18 protein-coding genes and 1 rRNA gene are annotated in these 17,188 nt (G+C 55.0%); 12 read left to right on the top strand and 7 right to left on the bottom strand.

The window, feature by feature from the left end; all coding sequences use genetic code 11:
* Window positions 1–174 precede the first annotated feature (174 nt).
* The 3 genes from rrf (at window position 175) to BM258_RS17370 (ending at window position 2,411) form a co-directional block, all read left to right on the top strand.
* Window positions 175–289: ribosomal RNA gene (gene rrf / locus BM258_RS17360) — 5S ribosomal RNA — on the top strand.
* Between the two features lie 221 nt (window positions 290–510).
* A complete protein-coding gene (locus tag BM258_RS17365) occupies window positions 511–978 on the top strand; it encodes a CBS domain-containing protein (protein ID WP_139229306.1) in 468 nt (155 codons plus the stop codon).
* A 140-nt stretch (window positions 979–1,118) separates the two neighbouring features.
* The gene (locus BM258_RS17370) at window positions 1,119–2,411 is read left to right on the top strand and encodes an ArsB/NhaD family transporter (protein ID WP_210186793.1); all 1,293 of its coding nucleotides are present in this window, start codon (window positions 1,119–1,121) and stop codon (window positions 2,409–2,411) included.
* A gap of 125 nt (window positions 2,412–2,536) precedes the next feature.
* On the opposite strand, the gene BM258_RS17375 is transcribed toward BM258_RS17370, so the two are convergent.
* Window positions 2,537–3,280: a GntR family transcriptional regulator gene (locus tag BM258_RS17375; RefSeq protein ID WP_175528138.1), complete on the bottom strand. Its 744-nt coding sequence runs from the start codon at window positions 3,278–3,280 to the stop codon at window positions 2,537–2,539.
* Window positions 3,281–3,519: 239 nt separating this feature from the next.
* Between BM258_RS17375 and BM258_RS17380 the strand changes: the two genes are divergently transcribed.
* From BM258_RS17380 to BM258_RS17410, 7 genes are read left to right on the top strand one after another with little or no spacing between them, the layout of a single operon-like run.
* On the top strand, window positions 3,520–4,413 hold the full coding sequence (locus BM258_RS17380; RefSeq protein WP_090074458.1) for a carbohydrate kinase family protein: 894 nt from the start codon (window positions 3,520–3,522) through the stop codon (window positions 4,411–4,413).
* Entirely contained in the window at window positions 4,410–5,252 is an 843-nt protein-coding gene (locus tag BM258_RS17385; protein WP_090074460.1) for a BtpA family protein, read from the top strand. The genes BM258_RS17380 and BM258_RS17385 overlap by 4 nt, the downstream gene beginning before the upstream one ends.
* 1 nt (window position 5,253) lies before the next feature.
* Window positions 5,254–6,006, top strand: a complete 753-nt coding sequence (locus BM258_RS17390; protein WP_090074461.1) for a hypothetical protein — start codon at window positions 5,254–5,256, stop codon at window positions 6,004–6,006.
* The gene (locus BM258_RS17395; RefSeq protein WP_090074463.1) at window positions 5,999–6,331 is read left to right on the top strand and encodes a hypothetical protein; all 333 of its coding nucleotides are present in this window, start codon (window positions 5,999–6,001) and stop codon (window positions 6,329–6,331) included. The genes BM258_RS17390 and BM258_RS17395 overlap by 8 nt, the downstream gene beginning before the upstream one ends.
* The gene (locus tag BM258_RS17400; protein ID WP_090074465.1) at window positions 6,328–7,089 is read left to right on the top strand and encodes an ATP-binding cassette domain-containing protein; all 762 of its coding nucleotides are present in this window, start codon (window positions 6,328–6,330) and stop codon (window positions 7,087–7,089) included. Before BM258_RS17395 ends, BM258_RS17400 begins: the two co-directional genes overlap by 4 nt.
* Window positions 7,086–8,120, top strand: a complete 1,035-nt coding sequence (locus BM258_RS17405) for an ABC transporter permease (RefSeq protein ID WP_090074466.1) — start codon at window positions 7,086–7,088, stop codon at window positions 8,118–8,120. The genes BM258_RS17400 and BM258_RS17405 overlap by 4 nt, the downstream gene beginning before the upstream one ends.
* Window positions 8,121–8,162: 42 nt before the next feature.
* Window positions 8,163–9,116 carry an ABC transporter substrate-binding protein gene (locus BM258_RS17410; protein ID WP_090074467.1) on the top strand — a complete coding sequence of 318 codons (954 nt, stop codon included), beginning with the start codon at window positions 8,163–8,165 and terminating at the stop codon, window positions 9,114–9,116.
* Between the two features lie 138 nt (window positions 9,117–9,254).
* On the opposite strand, the gene BM258_RS17415 is transcribed toward BM258_RS17410, so the two are convergent.
* The 6 genes from BM258_RS17415 to BM258_RS17440 are packed head-to-tail and all read right to left on the bottom strand — an operon-like array spanning window position 9,255 to window position 15,709.
* Entirely contained in the window at window positions 9,255–10,250 is a 996-nt protein-coding gene (locus BM258_RS17415) for a LacI family DNA-binding transcriptional regulator (protein ID WP_090074469.1), read from the bottom strand.
* 4 nt (window positions 10,251–10,254) lie between these two features.
* Window positions 10,255–10,857 carry a dual specificity protein phosphatase family protein gene (locus BM258_RS17420; RefSeq protein ID WP_244544752.1) on the bottom strand — a complete coding sequence of 201 codons (603 nt, stop codon included), beginning with the start codon at window positions 10,855–10,857 and terminating at the stop codon, window positions 10,255–10,257.
* Between the two features lie 4 nt (window positions 10,858–10,861).
* On the bottom strand, window positions 10,862–11,887 hold the full coding sequence (locus BM258_RS17425; protein ID WP_090074471.1) for an MBL fold metallo-hydrolase: 1,026 nt from the start codon (window positions 11,885–11,887) through the stop codon (window positions 10,862–10,864).
* A complete protein-coding gene (locus tag BM258_RS17430) occupies window positions 11,875–13,614 on the bottom strand; it encodes an ABC transporter permease (RefSeq protein ID WP_244544753.1) in 1,740 nt (579 codons plus the stop codon). The genes BM258_RS17425 and BM258_RS17430 overlap by 13 nt, the downstream gene beginning before the upstream one ends.
* A 4-nt stretch (window positions 13,615–13,618) precedes the next feature.
* Window positions 13,619–14,587: an ABC transporter substrate-binding protein gene (locus BM258_RS17435; RefSeq protein ID WP_090074474.1), complete on the bottom strand. Its 969-nt coding sequence runs from the start codon at window positions 14,585–14,587 to the stop codon at window positions 13,619–13,621.
* A gap of 42 nt (window positions 14,588–14,629) precedes the next feature.
* The gene (locus tag BM258_RS17440) at window positions 14,630–15,709 is read right to left on the bottom strand and encodes an ABC transporter ATP-binding protein (RefSeq protein WP_090074476.1); all 1,080 of its coding nucleotides are present in this window, start codon (window positions 15,707–15,709) and stop codon (window positions 14,630–14,632) included.
* A 292-nt stretch (window positions 15,710–16,001) separates the two neighbouring features.
* Between BM258_RS17440 and BM258_RS17445 the strand changes: the two genes are divergently transcribed.
* Together BM258_RS17445 and BM258_RS17450 are read left to right on the top strand one after the other, a co-directional pair.
* Window positions 16,002–16,511: a DUF2301 domain-containing membrane protein gene (locus BM258_RS17445; RefSeq protein ID WP_090074478.1), complete on the top strand. Its 510-nt coding sequence runs from the start codon at window positions 16,002–16,004 to the stop codon at window positions 16,509–16,511.
* A 138-nt stretch (window positions 16,512–16,649) separates the two neighbouring features.
* Window positions 16,650–17,051, top strand: coding sequence for a hypothetical protein (locus tag BM258_RS17450; protein ID WP_139229307.1), 402 nt, complete (start codon window positions 16,650–16,652; stop codon window positions 17,049–17,051).
* The last annotated feature ends 137 nt before the right edge of the window (window positions 17,052–17,188 follow it).

Here is a 17,188-nt window from a genome sequence, read left to right on the forward strand (position 1 = left end):
TAACGTGCGAAGCTTACTGATACTAATAGCTCGATAGGCTTGATTACTCTCATTTGTCTATATTCATTCAAGGCTACTTTTGCTCCGCAAAAGTGCTAAAACTAAGCGATAGGCGCTTTTTGCTCTAGCAAAACGCCGGTAGCTCAACCAGCTTCTCTGTTTGTTATTCGCCGGCCCGGTGGTTATGGCGAGGACACCAAACCCGATCCCATCCCGAACTCGGCCGTTAATATCCTCTGCGCCAATGGTACTCCGTCTTAAGACGTGGGAGAGTAGGTCGCTGCCGGGCCTGCTAATAACAAACATTCAAAAACCCCCCGTGCTCCATAAGCCGGGGGGTTTTTGCGTCTGAATGAGGACAGTGTCACAAGGGCATAATCACAGAAATGTGATTTTTCTGTTCATACTGCGTCAAAATGCATCAATTCTACTTTAGCATGCCACAATTGAGGTTTAATTGCGTCAACAGGGACTGTGGCTCATATGCCAACACAAGATTAGGAGGTTACAGTGCCTTGTAAAGACGCAATGATCGAAAAAGTGATCAGTCTGACTCCCGATATGATTGTCGAGGATGCCTTGCATATTCTCGAACATGAAAAGATCAGAACTGCTCCCGTCATATCTAGTGACAATAGACTTCTGGGCATGTTTGGATTCATGTCCGTTATGAGGCAAGTCCTACCCGTTTCTGTAACAATGACCAACGGTCTTGAGCATCTTGATTTTGCGCGCGGTGCCAAACCCGACATCGCAAAGCGCATCAACGAAATCAAGTCAAAGCCCGTTGAATCCGCCATGGAACAGGAACCGATTACCATCAGCCCAGACCTTTCGGTATGGGAGGGTATCCTAAAGCTGACCAAACACGGCAGCCCCTTGCCGGTCGTCGAGAGCGGGACACAAAAGTTCCTCGGCATTTTGACGGAACAATCCGCCATCTCCGAATTGGAACTGATTGTTTCCAGTTCTTCCTGATCGACAGCTTAGCACATCCAACAATCTCGATAGGGTGGGCGCAGGCGACTGTTTGCCTATCCATCGGCAATAAAAGCGATAGTTGATCAATGGAAAATGCCAGTGAAATAGCCACAAGTGCTATTTTTGGATGGCCGCCCATGATTGTGGCGACCGTCATTCTGATTGCAGCTTACTTCTTCATTATCACTGAAAAGATAAACAGAGCCATTGTGTCCTTGTTGGGTGCTGGTCTGTTGGTTCTTCTAGGTGTACTGAACTTCGAGCTGGTCATTCATGGAATTGATTTCAACACGATTTTCCTGCTTACCGGTATGATGGTGATTGTCGCCATCACCAAGGAATCAGGCGTGTTTCAGTTTGTGGCGATCTATACCGCCAAACTGGTCAAAGCCAACCCAAGGATGTTGCTTATCGCACTCGCGGTGGTAACAGCCGTATTCTCAGCCCTGCTTGATAACGTGACTACGGTGCTTCTCGTTGTACCGGTTACGCTGCTGTTGACAGATCAGCTCAATCTAAAGGCTTACCCGTTCCTCTTCTCCCAAATTTTTGCGTCCAACATTGGCGGTACAGCAACTTTGATTGGTGACCCTCCGAACATTTTGATCGGATCTGCTGTTGGGCTCAGTTTTATGGATTTTGTGGAATGGGTAAGTCCGATTGCCATCCTTATTCTTATAGTCTGCTTGGTGTTTTTTGACTTTATCTGGGGTCGGAAGATGCATGCCGCAGAAGAAGATAAGCAGGCGATGATGCAATATAACGCGTTTGAGGCGATAGAAGACAAAGTGCTTCTTACCAAATCGCTGATTACGCTGGCTCTGGTTCTGTTCGGCTTTATCTATGGTCATGGTCAGGGATGGGAGCCGGGCACGATTGCTCTTACTGGTGCGGCTTTTTTGCTTCTTCTACACACCTTTGGTGGAAAGCCAGAAGAGCAGTCTCATGCAGTGCACAAAGCGTTCAATCAGGTTGAATGGGAGACGATTTTCTTCTTCTTGGGGCTATTTGTGTTGGTCGCCGGCGTTGAGCATACGGGGCTTTTAAAGATCATTGCAGGCAAGCTTTTGGCCATCACAGGCACAAATGTCGAGTTTGCGGGGATGATCGTTCTGTTTGCCTCGGCGATCCTGTCATCCATCGTGGATAATATTCCGTTTGTGGCTACCATGATTCCTCTGCTCAAAGCGATGCAGACGGACCTTGGGGGGCCACAGGCCATCGAACCTCTTTGGTGGTGTTTGTCGCTCGGAGCCTGTCTGGGGGGCAACGGCACGCTGATTGGTGCCAGTGCGAACGTTATGGTGGCCAGCTTCTCGGAAAGGGCCGGACAGCGCATTTCTTTCATGCAGTTCCTTAAGCTGTCTTTCCCCTTGATGATGGTGACGACCGTTATTTCGGCGATTTATGCCTATTTTGTCTATTTTTGATCGGATGACGGGATTTCACCCAATCAATCAAACCGTCGTCGGAGACATCTGGCGGCGGTTTTTTTCATTCGGATATGAAGAGGCCAAAAAAAGTTGGCAGAAACGCTCGCTGATCCCATCAGGGGCTACAGTTCTACGCGGAAGCGATAGCGATCGGCGCGATAGGTGATCACGGCAAATTCAATTGGTAAACCGGCTTCTGATTGCGCCGTGCGATGGGCGACCAGAACAGGGTCTCCCTCTTTCACATCCAGCGTTTTGGCAAGAAAGGCATCTGCCAGACCGGCTTCGATAAATTCTACGCCGCCATTGATCTTGATGCCCAGTTCCGTAGCGATCCAGTCATAGAGTGAACCTTGGGACAGGAAGTCTGCATCTGGTGGGGCCACGGAATTGAAAATATCTGGGCGGACGAAGGATTGGGAGTAGCCAATCAGACGATCATTGCCTTTCAGCAACCGTTCGATGTGAAATGGTCTATCGCCGGAGGCCAGACCCAGTCCATGGGTGGCTTCGGGGGTTGCCGTCGTCAGACCGCAACTCAAAACCTCGTAGGATGCTGTCATACCGCGGCTTTCCATATCTTCTGAAAAGCTGCGGATCTGATGAAGTGGTTGATCGACCTTCTGATCGACAACGATTGAGCCCAAACCGGCGCGACGAGAAATCAAGCCATCTTGCACGAGTTTCTGCATTGCTGCACGGGTTGTCGTACGGCTGACATCAAAAGCCTTATTGATTTCGGCTTCAGTCGGGATGCTTTGACCAACTGCAAATGAACCGTCCTCAATTGCTTCGCGCAAGATCTCTGCAATTTGCAGCCAGCGTGGAACGCCGTTGGCGACGATTTTATGTTCAGTCCACTTCATAAGACACCATTTGTATTGCTTCTTCATATCATTTGCAGGTTTTTCTCAACCGAGCAACCATAATCAATGGTTGAGACTTAATCCTGCAACCCGTAATCCTGCGTATTTTTCGAACAAAATTGCTAATAAATGCACAAATATTATACACAGCACTAATATTGTGCAAAAGCAAGCTATCAGATGTTGACCTCATTTGTCATTACAAAGATACTAATGTCATAACAAATGAGGATATACCCATGGATGACATTGTTTTTGTCGGCGATATGAGTTGGGATGAGACATTCACTGTTTCCCATTTTCCCGATCCCGATGAAAAAGTTTCTGCGCGTGGCCTGATTGATGGCTTTGGCGGTGTGGCCGCCAATAGCGCGGTTGCAGCCGTGCGTGCCGGGGCTGCAGTTGCGTTCATGGGGCGTGTCGGTCAAGATGATATGTCGCGTCAGGCAGACAAGCATATGCGTGATCATGATATCCGCACCATGCTGGTTCGGGCGGATGGCATGCTTTGCCGTGTTGTCTCGATTGTCGAGCCGCACGGTGAAAAGCGTCTTGTGCTTTATCCCGGTGTATCAATCTATCCCGAGCCGGAAGACCTATCCAGCCTCTCTCTTGAGGGCAGCTTCCATCTTCATACGGCCATTTACGGGCCAGCAGGTCGGCCTCTCATTGAAATGGCGAAAAAGGCTGACCTCTCCTGGTCGCTCGATCTGGAACCCGCGACATTTCCCGAGGGAATAGAGCAACTGGATTATGCCATCGATGGTGCGTCTGTGCTGTTTGTGAATGATCGGGCTGCGGCTCTGATTGGCGAAGCGCCGGTTGCGCGCCTTGAAGCCATGGGCGCCCACTCTGTTGTACGCACACGTGGGCCTTTGGGGGCGGAATATCACGCTGCCGGCACAGTAACCCATATTCCCGCACCAGAAGGATTGCCCGTGCGTGATACGACAGGGGCAGGTGACTGTTTGGCGGGCTGGTTTTTGGCCGGGCTTTCGCGGGGTGTCTGCCCCGCAGTGGCCTTGGAAGATGCGGTATTGGCCGCGACGTTGTCTTGTGGCGCCAAGGGCGCACAAACGGCATATCCGACTTTGAAACAACTCAATCACGAAAAAGAAAAGAGGGCAAAATGACAGCTCCCGTAGTAATGCCGCCAAAAGACAATGCGCTTGAGCGTCTGTTTGGGGTCAAAAAGCCGATTATTGGTGTGATCCATTTGCAAGCCCTGCCGGGTGCGCCCCGCTACGATGGCGCACCTGTCCGTGAAATCTATGCTGCGGCTGTGAAGGATGCCAAGACGCTTGCTGAAGGCGGTGTCGATGGCATCATGATCGAGAATGCCGGGGATATGCCCTTCTCCCGTCCTGAAGATATCGGCTATGAGACAGTTGCCGGTTTGACGGCTGCTTGTGAAGCGGTGCGCGCAGCAGTGGATACTCCAATCGGGATTACCTGCGTTGCCAATGGCGCCATTCCGGGGCTTGCTGTCGCCAAGGCTGTCGGGGCCAAGTGGGTGCGAGTCAACCAGTGGGCCAATGCCTATGTGGCCAATGAAGGCTTCCTCAACGGTGCCTCTTCGCAGGCTCTGCGCTACCGAGCCAATATCGGTGCCAAGGATGTGGCAATCCTAGCCGACGTGCATGTGAAGTTCGGTGCACACGCGATCACGGCAGACCGCACGATCACGGAGCAGGCAACCGATGCAGAATGGTTCGATGCTGATGTACTGATCGCCACCGGCCAGCGGACAGGGTCTCCAACCCAGCCGGAAGAAGTGGATCAGGTGCGCGCAGGCACTCACCTGCCAGTGATTGTCGGCTCTGGTCTTTCTCCCGAACAGGTGCCGGCCCTCATGTCTGTTGCCGATGGTGCCATCGTTGGTCAATGGCTGAAAAAGGACAATGTCTGGTGGAATCCGATTGATCCGGAACGGGTCGAGCGTCTGATGACTGCTGTCCGGAAGGCTCGCTGACATGAGCGCACTGACAGGCGATACGGATGTCTTTACGGCTGAAGGAGCAGACAGGGCGCGGGCCTGCGTGCTGTTTCTTGCGACCCGCCAGGACGATTTGCCGGGTATCTATGATGCCAGTCATGAAGCGGCGATCAACGGGGTTCTGGATGAGCTTGTGGCCGAGGGTTGGATTGTTTCGCAGCGCTGCGTTTTCGATCCAGAGGCTCCCAATGTTCCCATGGGCATTGATACCGGCTTTACTCATTCACATGATCTGGCAGGCGTGTTTGAAGCGCCAAGCCTTGATGCCGCGTTGGCGGGTACCGTTCGATTGGAAAAGGCTGGCTGGGTCCGCGCTTTCAAGACCGAATGGTTGATTGGTCTTCGAGAATTCTCACCCGTTTTCGGCAAGGGTGCCCATAGCGACCATGAATGGGCCTTTCTTGCTCTGTGGGAGTGGAATGACCAATGGTGTGAAGCCGCGGTGGATGAGCGCAATGACTATGATCTGGAGTGTGATGAAGCCTTCAAGGGCGATCTGGATCATGAGGTCAATATTTCGGGGCGCATGCGCTTCGATATCGCTCATCACTGGCATCATCTGGGCTATTGGGAAATTGCCGGGCCGGACGTTGCAGACAGTGCCATTCGTGGCCATGAGCGTGTAGCCGATTTCAAATTCACAACATCCCGACACATTGTCGGGCGCATTCGCCCACTCGGCGACCTGATCGCGCCCAAAAAGACTGAAGGAGAGGGTCACAATGTCTGATCATGCTCAAAAATCCGGTGCTGACTGTGCATGGCTGCATTATGCGCGCCCCCGTCCACACTGGTATCTGACAGCGCAAGCTGACAAGGATGCGCTTTGCGTTTCCTGGAACAGCATTCGCAAGGCTGCTACCGAGAAGGGCGCCGTTTCGCAGGGACGGTTCCATATTCGCGGTCAGCATGATTTTGAAACGGTTGAAATCTGGCGCTTTCCGAGCAGTCAGGCGGCGTACGACCATTGGCAGGCCCTTGTTGAAGCGCGTTACAGCGAATTCTTTGCCTTTTCGAACAATATCGGGCTTGAGATGGAGGATGCGGTGAAATGACCCAGCCTTTGCTTGAAGCCCGCAACATTCGCCGCACATTTGGCCATGTTCAGGCGTTGCGCGGTGTCGACTTCAAGGTCATGCCGGGTGAAATCGTCGCGCTTATCGGCGATAACGGCGCAGGCAAGTCGACACTGGTAAAAATCCTTTCCGGCGCTGATCAATTTGATAGTGGCGAATTGCTGATCGATGGTAAGCCGGTGCATTTCGGCTCCCCGCGTGATGCACAGGATGCAGGCCTTGCCACGGTCTATCAGGATCTGGCGCTGGCTCCTGATCTGCCACCGGCGGAGAACCTTTATCTTGGTCGCGAACTTGTCCGCTCAGGCCTGCTTGGCAGGCTGGGGGTTCTGGATCGCGTGACCATGCGAGAGCGGGCGGCAAAGGTCTTCACCGAGCTTGGCGTCAAGCTGAAGTCCCAGAATGTGGCCGTTGATACTCTTTCCGGCGGTCAGCGACAGTCGGTTGCCATTTCGCGAGCTGCCATGTGGGCGGAAAAAATCGTTTTTCTTGATGAACCCACTGCAGCCCTCGGTGTGGTGCAGACCGAGCGTGTGCTCGAGCTGACAAAGCGGGTGCGCGATAACGGTACCTCGGTGGTTCTGATCAGCCACAACATGCCGCAGGTGCTTGAAGTCGCCGATCGGGTGCATGTCTTGCGACTGGGCCAATCTGTTGCCGATCTCAACCCCAAGGATGTCACCGTCAACGACCTTGTCAGAGAAATGACCAGCGGTACCACGGAGAAGCAGTCATGAGCACAAGCCAAGATTTCAACATGCCGCAATCCAATGACGGCCGCATGCTGCGCCTTCTGGCCTCGGGCTGGATCTTTCTGCTGCTGCTGGTACTGATCTGCATTTTCACCGGCTTGCGCCCAAGTCAGTTTGCGTCTGCCTACAACATGCAGCAGCTGGCCATCAACGCAGCGCTCATTCTGGTGCTGGCAGCCGGGCAAACCTATGTGATCATCGCCGCCGGGATTGATCTGTCCATCGGCTCGGTGCTGGTTTTTTGTTCTGTCGTATCGGCACAAGTCATGCTGGCGCTTTCCGGCGACAGCGGCACGACTTTTGGCACCACCTCCGCCGGGTGGGGCGTGATCTTGATCGGCGTTTTTGCTTCGATCGTCACGGGTATTCTTTGGGGCCTTCTTAATGGCTTTCTGGTGTCTGTCGCCAAAATTCCGGCCCTGATCGTTACTCTCGGTACGATGGGTATGGCACTGGGCGGGGCCCAGATTCTGTCTGGCGGAGTGGATGTTCGGGCCATGCCGGAGTTGCTTGTAACCGAAATCGGGTCAGGCCGTCTGTTCGGCATTCCGGTTCTGGTATTGATCGCGGTTGTTTGTGTGATCGTGGCCGGATTGGTCTTGCGTTTTACCCGCTTTGGTCTGCATGTCTATGCCGTCGGCTCCAATGATGAGGGCGCGCGACGCAGCGGCATCAAGGTGACCCAACGCATGATGACCGTGTATGCCATTTCTGGTGCGATGGCCGGTATTGCAGCGGTCATGGCCAATGCACGCTTTGCCACCACGACCATCAATGGTCACGCCATGGACAACCTGACGACCATCTCGGCCGTTGTTCTGGGTGGAACCAGCCTGTTTGGCGGGTCGGGCGGTATTTTCGGCACCGTGATCGGTGTCTTCATCCCGATCATCTTGCTTAATGGTTTTGTTATTCTCGGAATTCCGCCCTTCTGGCAAACTGTTGCCATGGGTGCGGTACTGATCCTTGCCGTCTGGATCGACCAGCTCAAGAGACGGCTCAGAAAACGCGGGTAAACCGTGTCAAAAACCAAGCCTTCCAGAAAAGGAATAATCACCATGTTTACTAAAAAGATTGTCTCCGCGCTTGTCCTTTCAGCAAGCCTTGCCGCCTTGACCCTGCCTTCCCAGGCCGCAGACAAGGGCACTGTTTCCCTCGTCCTCGGCGTCAAGGGCAGCCCTTTCTATCAGGCCCTTCAGTGTGGCGCGATGGCGCGCGCTGAAGAGCTCGGCCTTGACCTCTCGGTCTCTGCTCCTGATCAGTTCGCTGCTGATAGCCAGATTCCGGTTGTCAATGCGGTAACGGCCACCAAGCCTGACGTTGCGGCCATCGTTCCCACCGACATGCAGGCGCTTATTCAGCCGATGAAAGAGCTGGCAGAACGCGGCACCAAGGTTCTCACCATTGATCAGACGATTTCCGACACCTCTTTTGTTGAAACGCAGGTTCTGACCGACAATGCGGAAGGTGGCAAGCTGGCTGCTGACGCCATGGCTAAGCTGATCGGCGAAAAAGGCAAGGTCATGGTTATCACCCAGCCTCCTGGCTCTCTGGCACAGGACGCCCGTACCTCCGGTTTCGAGGAAGAAATCAAGAAGTTCCCGAATATCGAATATATCGGCCCGCAATATCAGTCTGATGATCCGCAGAAAGCGGCTGAAATCGTAACCTCCACCTTGTCTGCACATCCGGATCTGGCGGCGATCTTCTCTACCAACGACCAGGGTGCCATTGGCGCGATCACTGGTCTGCGTCAGGCTGGCGCTATCGGCAAGGTCAAGATGATTGCCTATGATGCTGCTTCCGCTGAAGTTGCTGCGCTCAAGAATGGCGCCATTCAGGCTCTGATTGCGCAGAACCCGGCAGCTGAAGGCGCAGCTGCAATGGATGCTGCCGTCGCTCTGATCGATGGCAAAACCCTTGATAAGGTGACCATGACCGAGATTGTTACGATCACGGCTGATCAGCCGGAACTGGCTGACAAATACGAGTATATTGCTAGCTGCATGTAAGCTAGGCAAAGGAAGCCGGTCGTTTCTCCCCTCTGACGGTCGGCTTCGCTTTTTCCAACAGTCCTCGCAGCCTGTTGTTCCTCTCCCCCTTGTCCACCTGTCAGGATAAGGGGGATTTTTTTGGAAAGGTGGCAGCCTCTAGCGAACCGAGCCACGTTCAACAAGCTTTACCGGGATGCTTCTGCGAGAGCTTGGTCCATTGGCAGGCCCCATCACCGCTTGCAGCGTTGCTTCAGTCAAGGCTGACAGGGATTGCCGCACCGTGGTCAAATCGTGAGAGGACCAGCCGGAAATGGGCGCATCATCAAAGCCGATGATGGATAGATCTTCAGGCACCGAAAATCCCAGCTCATGTCTGGCGGTGTTAAGGGCGCCCAGCGCCAGCTCGTCGCTCACGGCAAAGATGCCGTCTATGCCAGGACGGGCAAGAAGGGTCCGGGCGGCGTCCGCTCCGGTTTCATAACAATGGGGGCCTTCGCGCCATTGTGTGACTGCGACCCCGCTGCGATCCATTTCGGCAATGAAGGCTTCGGCACGGGCCCGTTTGGCATGGGTGCGTGAGGCGGACACCAGCACGGCCACATTTTGGCATCCTGCCTGTATGAGCCTGCGGGCTGCCAATCGTCCGCCCGTTGCCGAATCCGCTTCGATCATATCTGCATGGGCAACTGCGGCCGGCATCGTGCGGTTGATCAGGACCAACCGGGTTCCATTGGCCGCACAGATGCGAACCACTTCATCGGGCGCTGCGCCAGAAAGAAGCACAACGGTGCGTACCCGATATTCCAGCAGACGTTCGACGGATTTGGTGATGTCGCCATCCACCTGCGCCAAATTGACCAGAATGCACTGTAGGTCATGCTTACTCAAAGCGGCGCTCAAGGCATCGATCTGAGCGGAAATATAGGGGCTGGAGAGGTTTTTGCCCACAACCCCCACCAGATCGGAGCGGCTCATATGCAGCGTGCGGGCCAACAGATTGACTTTGTAGCCCAGCTCTTCTGCTGCCGCCATCACCTTGCGCCGTGTCTTTTCCGAGACGCTGGCCCCTGTGGTGAAGGTGCGCGAAACTGCCGAGCGGGACACGCCCGCCCGTTTGGCGACATCGGAAGCCGACACGAATTTATCGTTCATGGGCCTACCTGCTCATGTTCGGTAACAGTCTGTTGGACAGGACGTCATCGGCCAGAGCCATCATGCCGGGCAAGGGGTAGCTTTGCGGAAGGGCGCGAATGATTCGGATATGATCCAGAGCGTCTTTAAAGGAGGCGAATTGATCAGGGCAGAAAGCGGCCATCCAGAGTGCCAGAACCGTGACGGAGCGAGAGCGGCCACCCCGGCAATGAATGAGAATATTGCCGCAGTGATGCTGAGGGTAATGGGGCTTGCCTTCGATATAGCCATGCATCAGGCCTTGAAGTGTCATCACCGATGCTGCCAGCAGATGGGGGCTGTTGCCTGGTCCATCGATCATGCCGATCTGATAGCGACGGATTTCGGTTCCGTCGTCAAGGGTCAAATCCTGCGGGAAAATATTGATCGAAACATTGAGGCTTTCGGTGATATTGGCGCGCTGCAAGGCGTGGGCATCTTCTGCTGCGGGCAAATTGCCAAGGTAAAGCGCTTTGCGATGGGGGCCGAAATTCTCGATAATCGGAATCAACAGGGATTGCGCGTCTTCCATGGCTTCGGCTGCATCGACGTCGGTTGGCAAGCCATGGCGGGATGTCTTGTGCTTCAAAGTCTCAAATCTCCAATTCCCGCTTGAGGGCAAGACGGGGGCCGAGGCCGGATACCAGCTTCGGAGCGGTCGTAATATCAAGAAAGGCCGGTATGACCCGGTCTGCTCTGCATTGGTCGGCCCAGATGAGTATATCCCTGAGGCGCGGATGAACATTCCATGGCAACCATTGCGCACGCTTCTCCGCGATCAGCGGGAAGGCCGGGCTGCCTTTGGGGACATGGCTGGAGAAGAGAAAGCGAAATCCCTCTCGCTTGAGCAGGTCAGCCGACAGGCCTTCCTCGCCATTCGAGCCGGTTGTGACAATAACATCCTCGGGGTTGGCTGTCTCTGCGTCCACCACCGGAACCGTATGTCCCATGGCGATTTGGTATTCTTTGGCGATGATGGCTTCGGCCTTGACTTCATAGCCCGCTTGCCTGAGGGCGTGGACCATGTCTGCGCCCCGTCCGGCAGGAGGGCAACAGACCACGGCTCCGCCTTTTGCCTTAGCGATTATTTGCTGCTTTTGCTCTGTGAGCAGACTGTCCCGGTCGCCATAGGAGGCATCAATCAGCAGGGTTGCTGCGGGGGGCATCGGGTCCATGGGCATGCTGTCGGATTCTGCCGAGACGTCACCTGAATAGATGAAGCCGCCCAGATCAGTTGGCAGGTGAAACCAGACGCCGCCCGGCGCGTGGCCACTTTGGCCAACTGTCATGGGTATGCCCAGCAGATCGAACTGACCCTTTTGAGGAATTTCGCGGCGGTCAGCGGGCACTATGCCCGCGGGAATGTCATCAAAGCACCGTTTGGTGGCATAGACCGGGGGCATGCCCACTTCATCAAGGCGCAAAAGAGAGCCGATATGATCTTCATGGGCGTGGCTGAGACAAAGCGCATCCACCTTGCCGATGCTGGCAATGTCGGGATGCTCCCCCGGTTCGAGGCCATCGCCAAAATCGAACAGGATGCGACGCCCACCGATTTCGACAAGAAACAGGGCGGCACTTTTGCGGTTGAGGCCGCTGATAGCGATCAGTCGCGCCATGGCAGCACCCCCTTGGGCAGAAATTTGCTAAAGCACAGTGAAACCAGCATGAGGGACAGGATGAGCAGTACCATCAGGCAGCCCACTGCGGCGGCCAGGGTGGAGGAGCCAGCTTCTTCGAGGAAAATGATCATCGGCCCAATGGTCTGAGCGCGGGAAGAGACCAGCAGTACAGAAGTCTGGATTTCGTTGATCGCCGTCATGAAGACAAGGATTGCGGCTGCTGCTGCAGAAGGCGCAAGCACTGGCAGGACGATATCCCGAAGGCGTGAAAGGATACCCGCACCCGCAATCTGGGCTGCTTCGTTGAGCGAGCGGTCCACCTGCGCAAAGCCGCCTAGAATGGGACGCAGGGCGAGGGCGAGATAGTTGGACAGATAGGCGGCAAAGATGACCCAAATGGTGCCATAGATGCTGACATTGACGAGGGGCAACGGGCGCAGAAAAAACAGGATCATGGCCACGCCGATGATGATGCCGGGCAGGGCATAGGCCAATTCGGAAGCCAGATGCAGAAGTTTGGACAAGAACCCCGTGCGCCAGACGAGAAAATAACCAAGGGCGATGGAAACGGGAATGAGAATGAACACCGTCAGTCCGGTGAGCATGAAGCTCGTGGCAAAGGCCTCGCGAATGCCTTCATGGCGAAACAGTGCATTGTTGAAATTTTCAAAAGTTAGGGTGTCCAGTGTGAGGGGCTGGCCATAGCCGCGCACCAGTGCCGAACCAGCAAGAGAGGAGAGAGGCAGCACCAACACCGCTGCCAGATAGCCCCATGCCAGAGTGGCGACGGGCCAATGCCAGCGGCCAAGGGAAAGGCGCAATGTGATGCTGGCGCCGTCAACCCGCTGGTCGCCCTGTCGACCCAGCCATCCGGTGATGGTCATGCCGATGATGGTGAGCACGGCAAGCAACAGGGCCAGAAGCGCCATGTCATTAAGGGCCGAGGGACCATAGCTGTTTAGGCGACGGTAAATCATTGTGATGAGGGTTGGCACGCGGGCGGGAATGCCCAGCATGGCCTGAATGCCGAAATTACCGATGGAGGAGACAAAGGCCAGTGCGGCTCCGGCGAAGATACCGCTGCGCACGAGTGGCAGGATAATGTCCAGAACCACGGGCAGAGGCTTTGCGCCAGCGCTTTGGGCCGCTTCGAGCAGATTGGCTGGCACCCGTCTGAGGCTTGCGCGCACGGAAAGAAAGACCAGCGGCGCGTTATAGAGCCCAAGCAAAAAGATGATGCCGCCAGACGAATAGAGCGGATGACGCATACCAGGCTCAAGGGTCAAGCCAAGAGGAGCAAGCAATGGGCTGGCGGGGGAGAATGACTGCACCCATGCAAGGGCTGTTACCTGCGGCGGGATCATCAGCGGCAGGACAAAGCCGAATACCCACGCGGTACGGGCCTTCATGTCCGTCATGCCGACCAGCAGGGCAGCGAGTGTGCCGATAACAGAGGCCAGAAGTGTGGAGGTGATGGAAATCCAGATGGTGTTGCCGGTTGCCTGCAACACGCGACGGCCACCCAGAATGTGGGTGATTCTCTCCAGATCCAGAGAGCCATCGGTAAAGAAGGCGGCATAAACAAGTCGTCCCAGCGGCGCGATAGAGAGCAGGCCGACAAACAGGGCAAGACAGATGATCAGACGCATCTCGCCACTGAGCTTGAGACGCGAAAGGCGGAACGCCCGCTCGGGGCGCTCCTGTTCTACTGCGAGGTCTGACACGCGCTTACATTCCGAAGATGTCTGCGAATTTGGCACGAACTTCTTCGTTCGCTTTCACAGCTGCATCGACATCATAGCCGAGCAGTTTCATGGAAGAGAGAGCCGGGAAGCCTTCTGGGCTTGCAACGTCGGACAGCAAAGGCAGGTTGCCCTGTTTGGAAACCAGTTCCTGACCTTCCTTGGAAAGCAGGAAGTCGACGAATTTCTTGGCTTCGGCAACATGCTTGGTGTTTTTGAGGATAGCAACCGGTTCGCCGATGAAGGAGACGCCGTCTTCCGGAGCGATATAGTCTACCGGAGAGCCTTTTGCTTTGGCGCGCAGGGCGTTGGCATCAACGATGATGGCATATTTGGCCATGCCGGACGCAACAGCCTTGGTTGCCGGGCCGTTGCCGCCTTCCGGAGCGATGTCGAGGTCGGCAAGACCTTCATAGAAACTCCAACCGATGGAGTCCTGATTGATCAGGGTATGCAGATGATTGAGAGCGGCGCCGGAGTAAAGCGGGCTCGGTACGGCGATCTGACCACGGTTTTCTTCGGTCAGCAGGTCAGCCCATTTCTTGATAGGCTTGGCGCTGTTGGTGTTGTAGGCGATACCGGTGGTGATGGCCTTGGTGCCGAAATAGGTCATGTCCTTGTCGTAAGCCGCCTTGTCATAGGCAGCGACCGGGGCCTCGGGATAGGCCAGCAGCTGATCCTGAGCTTTCAGCAGGCCGAGGTTGATCGGGTCGGCAACCAGCAGAATGTCGGCCTGAACCTGACCGGCTTCGATTTCGGCGCGCATCACATTCATCAGGGCGGAGGTGCCGTTGCGGGTCCAGTTGACCTTGATGTCCGGATTGGCTTTTTCAAAAGCATCAACGGTTTCCTGAGCCTGCTCGGGAGCCTGGCTGGTGTAAAGCGTTATGGTGGTTTCAGCGTGCGCTGCGGTTGCTGCCATAAGGGCCAGAGCAGCCAGAGTAAGGGTACGCATAAGGGAAGTCCTTGAATGATTAGGTGAGTTTGAGAGAGGGGATTAAGCAAATTGTGGGTCGGGTAAGACCCATCCATCGTTAAGGGCGATGGACACATGTTGTCCCTGCTCGATGGAGAAGGGAGGTGCAACATTCAGGGTGAGCGAGACATCGGGTGCCGGGACGGGGGCGACCTCGGCACGCAGATGATCGCCGCGATAGGTCAATCGCTTGACGGTGGCCGGAATGCCTTCTTCTTTGGCCGTCGCAAGGGATAGATCGGACGGATGGAATGAAATGCGGGCCTGCGAGCGGGCGCTGGCCGAGCTGGCACAGCGCAACCGGATGGGTTTGCCAAACAGGTTGGCATGGGCCATACCGTCATCGCTCGGGGTGAGATTGGAAACATCCATCAATTTGCCTTCACCAATGAAACCGGCAACCATTTCGTTGCTTGGCTCGAGGTAAAGCTTGCTGGGGGTGGCAAACTGAGCGATGCGGCCCTTGTCCATGACGGCGACGCGATCGGCCAGCGCCAACGCTTCGGACTGGTCATGGGTGATGTAGAACATGGTTGCGCCCGAGCGCTGATGGAAACGGGAGAATTCCTCTTCCAGCGTGGCGCGCAAGTGGACATCAAGGTTGGCGAGCGGTTCATCAAGCAGCACCACTCCGGCCTGCATGGCCAGACAGCGGGCCAGAGCTACACGCTGACGTTGCCCGCCGGACAGATCTGCCGGTCTACGATTGGCCAAGCGGTCGAGCCCCACCAGTTCGAGCACATCTTTCGTCCGTTGGGTGCGCTCGGTCCGGGACATGCCCTTGACCTTCAGGCTGTAGGACACATTCTGCTCAACGCTCATATGAGGCCATAGGGCGTAATTCTGGAAAACCACGCCGATGCCACGCTCTTCTGGCGAAAGATGAATATCGCGTCCGGAAAGGCAGCGGCCGTCCACATGGATTTCGCCCTTGTCCAGCTTTTCAAATCCGGCCAGCGTACGCAGCAGGGTTGTCTTGCCGCAGCCGGATGGGCCGAGCACCGCAACGAATTCGCCTGATTTGATGGAGAGTGATATGTCGCGCAAGACTTCGGTTTTGCCGAATGATTTGTGAATGCCGGTGATTTCAATAGCGCCCATCGGGAAGGTCCTATTTGGTTTGCACAGCTGTGCAATGGAGTTGGCGGCACTATGGTTGGGCTTTGCGAAACTTTCTTTTCGATTTCATGTCACTTTTGTGAAATCGCTGGTGAAGGAACTTATGCTATTGTTTTAAATGGGTTTTATAAAATAGTTCGCTGTCCAAAAAGCGGGCGTGCAGAAGAAAATGACGTTGGAGCAAGGGGGAAAGCGTTTGGGTTAAGCCGGTGACTTGCGTTATCATGATGTTGACCAACCCCGCACGCCCCACCCGATATAGAAGGACATCCCTTTGGCAGATCCGCATATCAAATCTGAAATGGACTGGCTCGACTATGTTTCCGTCATTCTTTATCGGCTGGGCTTTGTTCTGGCCGCGCCGTCCATCGCGCTTTTGCCCTGGCAGACTGCTTATCCGGCCCAACAGCTCTGCTTTGTTGCTGCCACGATGTGTGCCAGCAGCCTGCATATTTATATGAAGCCCTATCGATTGACTTTGCAGGGAGCGACATGGGTTGGGCTACTCTGTGCGATGCTGGGCTTTCCGCTGATTGGTCTTGGGGGATGTTTCATCACGCTGGGCGGGCTTTGCTTTAAGGAATATTTCTGTTTCAAGGTGCCCGGTTTGCCAGCGCAGCCGCTTTTACTGGCTGCATTGTGGTTTGCTCTGGCGCTTGATGCTGGACCCATTGCCCAGATTCTGGCGGGTATTTCGGCGCTTCTGTTTCTTGTCGTCAGCATTGCCAAATGGCGCATGCCGCTGCATTTCGATATTGGCGATAAAAGCAAATATGAGGTTTGAAGCCGCAAACCCTACGGAAATTTAATTTTCCGCACTTGTTCATAGACAAATTTTCGCCATATCCGGGGCCTTGGTAAGATCTCGCGAGGATGGCATTGATCTGCCATGATCCGGGGATGCAAAACCGGGGACATAGGGATGAGCGAGACGTTGGGAAAAGGGATGAGGGCCGATCGTCTGAACAACCAGAAAGCTGTCTGGTTGCGCGGGCTGCTTGGTCTCTTTCTGGCCTTCCTGCTTCTGTTCTCCTCGTCCTTCCAGTCTGATGCCGCCAGCCTTGGCAAGCTGCAATGGCTGGGCGCGAAACAGGTCAGCAGCTTTCAGGATCAGCTTTATGCACGTCCTGTCGCCGATGTGGAGGTACGTGAAGACCTTCAAGACGAGATGGGGCAGTGTGTCCCCGTTGACAAGGCCACCCTCAAACATCCCGATCCCGTTTTTCTCAAATTGGCGCGTATCTGGCTGGAACTGTCCATTGATGGCAGTCCGTCCAATGTCAAACCTTTCGGCCGCGGCCCTCCTCTTCCTGTAAAAGCCTGAACCATCATCCGTTTGGTTTGTTGTCTTGGCGCATTGTCACCCTTGTGAGGAGGCTTGACATCGCACATGCGCAAGACACGGCATCGATGCCCGGCTGAGCGGACTTTCATCCTTACCTTTACAGACTTTTACGAGGA

This window comes from Cohaesibacter marisflavi, from assembly GCF_900115225.1.
Taxonomy (GTDB): Bacteria; Pseudomonadota; Alphaproteobacteria; order Rhizobiales; family Cohaesibacteraceae; genus Cohaesibacter; species Cohaesibacter marisflavi.

Excerpts from the sequence above, each read along its gene's own strand:
- BM258_RS17370 (WP_210186793.1), top strand. The coding sequence starts at position 1,119 with ATGATTGTGGCGACCGTCATTCTGATTGCAGCTTACTTCTTCATTATC.
- BM258_RS17375 (WP_175528138.1), bottom strand. The coding sequence starts at position 3,280 with ATGAAGTGGACTGAACATAAAATCGTCGCCAACGGCGTTCCACGCTGG.
- BM258_RS17380 (WP_090074458.1), top strand. The coding sequence starts at position 3,520 with ATGGATGACATTGTTTTTGTCGGCGATATGAGTTGGGATGAGACATTC.
- BM258_RS17385 (WP_090074460.1), top strand. The coding sequence starts at position 4,410 with ATGACAGCTCCCGTAGTAATGCCGCCAAAAGACAATGCGCTTGAGCGT.
- BM258_RS17390 (WP_090074461.1), top strand. The coding sequence starts at position 5,254 with ATGAGCGCACTGACAGGCGATACGGATGTCTTTACGGCTGAAGGAGCA.
- BM258_RS17395 (WP_090074463.1), top strand. The coding sequence starts at position 5,999 with ATGTCTGATCATGCTCAAAAATCCGGTGCTGACTGTGCATGGCTGCAT.
- BM258_RS17400 (WP_090074465.1), top strand. The coding sequence starts at position 6,328 with ATGACCCAGCCTTTGCTTGAAGCCCGCAACATTCGCCGCACATTTGGC.
- BM258_RS17405 (WP_090074466.1), top strand. The coding sequence starts at position 7,086 with ATGAGCACAAGCCAAGATTTCAACATGCCGCAATCCAATGACGGCCGC.
- BM258_RS17410 (WP_090074467.1), top strand. The coding sequence starts at position 8,163 with ATGTTTACTAAAAAGATTGTCTCCGCGCTTGTCCTTTCAGCAAGCCTT.
- BM258_RS17415 (WP_090074469.1), bottom strand. The coding sequence starts at position 10,250 with ATGAACGATAAATTCGTGTCGGCTTCCGATGTCGCCAAACGGGCGGGC.
- BM258_RS17425 (WP_090074471.1), bottom strand. The coding sequence starts at position 11,887 with ATGGCGCGACTGATCGCTATCAGCGGCCTCAACCGCAAAAGTGCCGCC.
- BM258_RS17435 (WP_090074474.1), bottom strand. The coding sequence starts at position 14,587 with ATGCGTACCCTTACTCTGGCTGCTCTGGCCCTTATGGCAGCAACCGCA.
- BM258_RS17440 (WP_090074476.1), bottom strand. The coding sequence starts at position 15,709 with ATGGGCGCTATTGAAATCACCGGCATTCACAAATCATTCGGCAAAACC.
- BM258_RS17450 (WP_139229307.1), top strand. The coding sequence starts at position 16,650 with ATGAGCGAGACGTTGGGAAAAGGGATGAGGGCCGATCGTCTGAACAAC.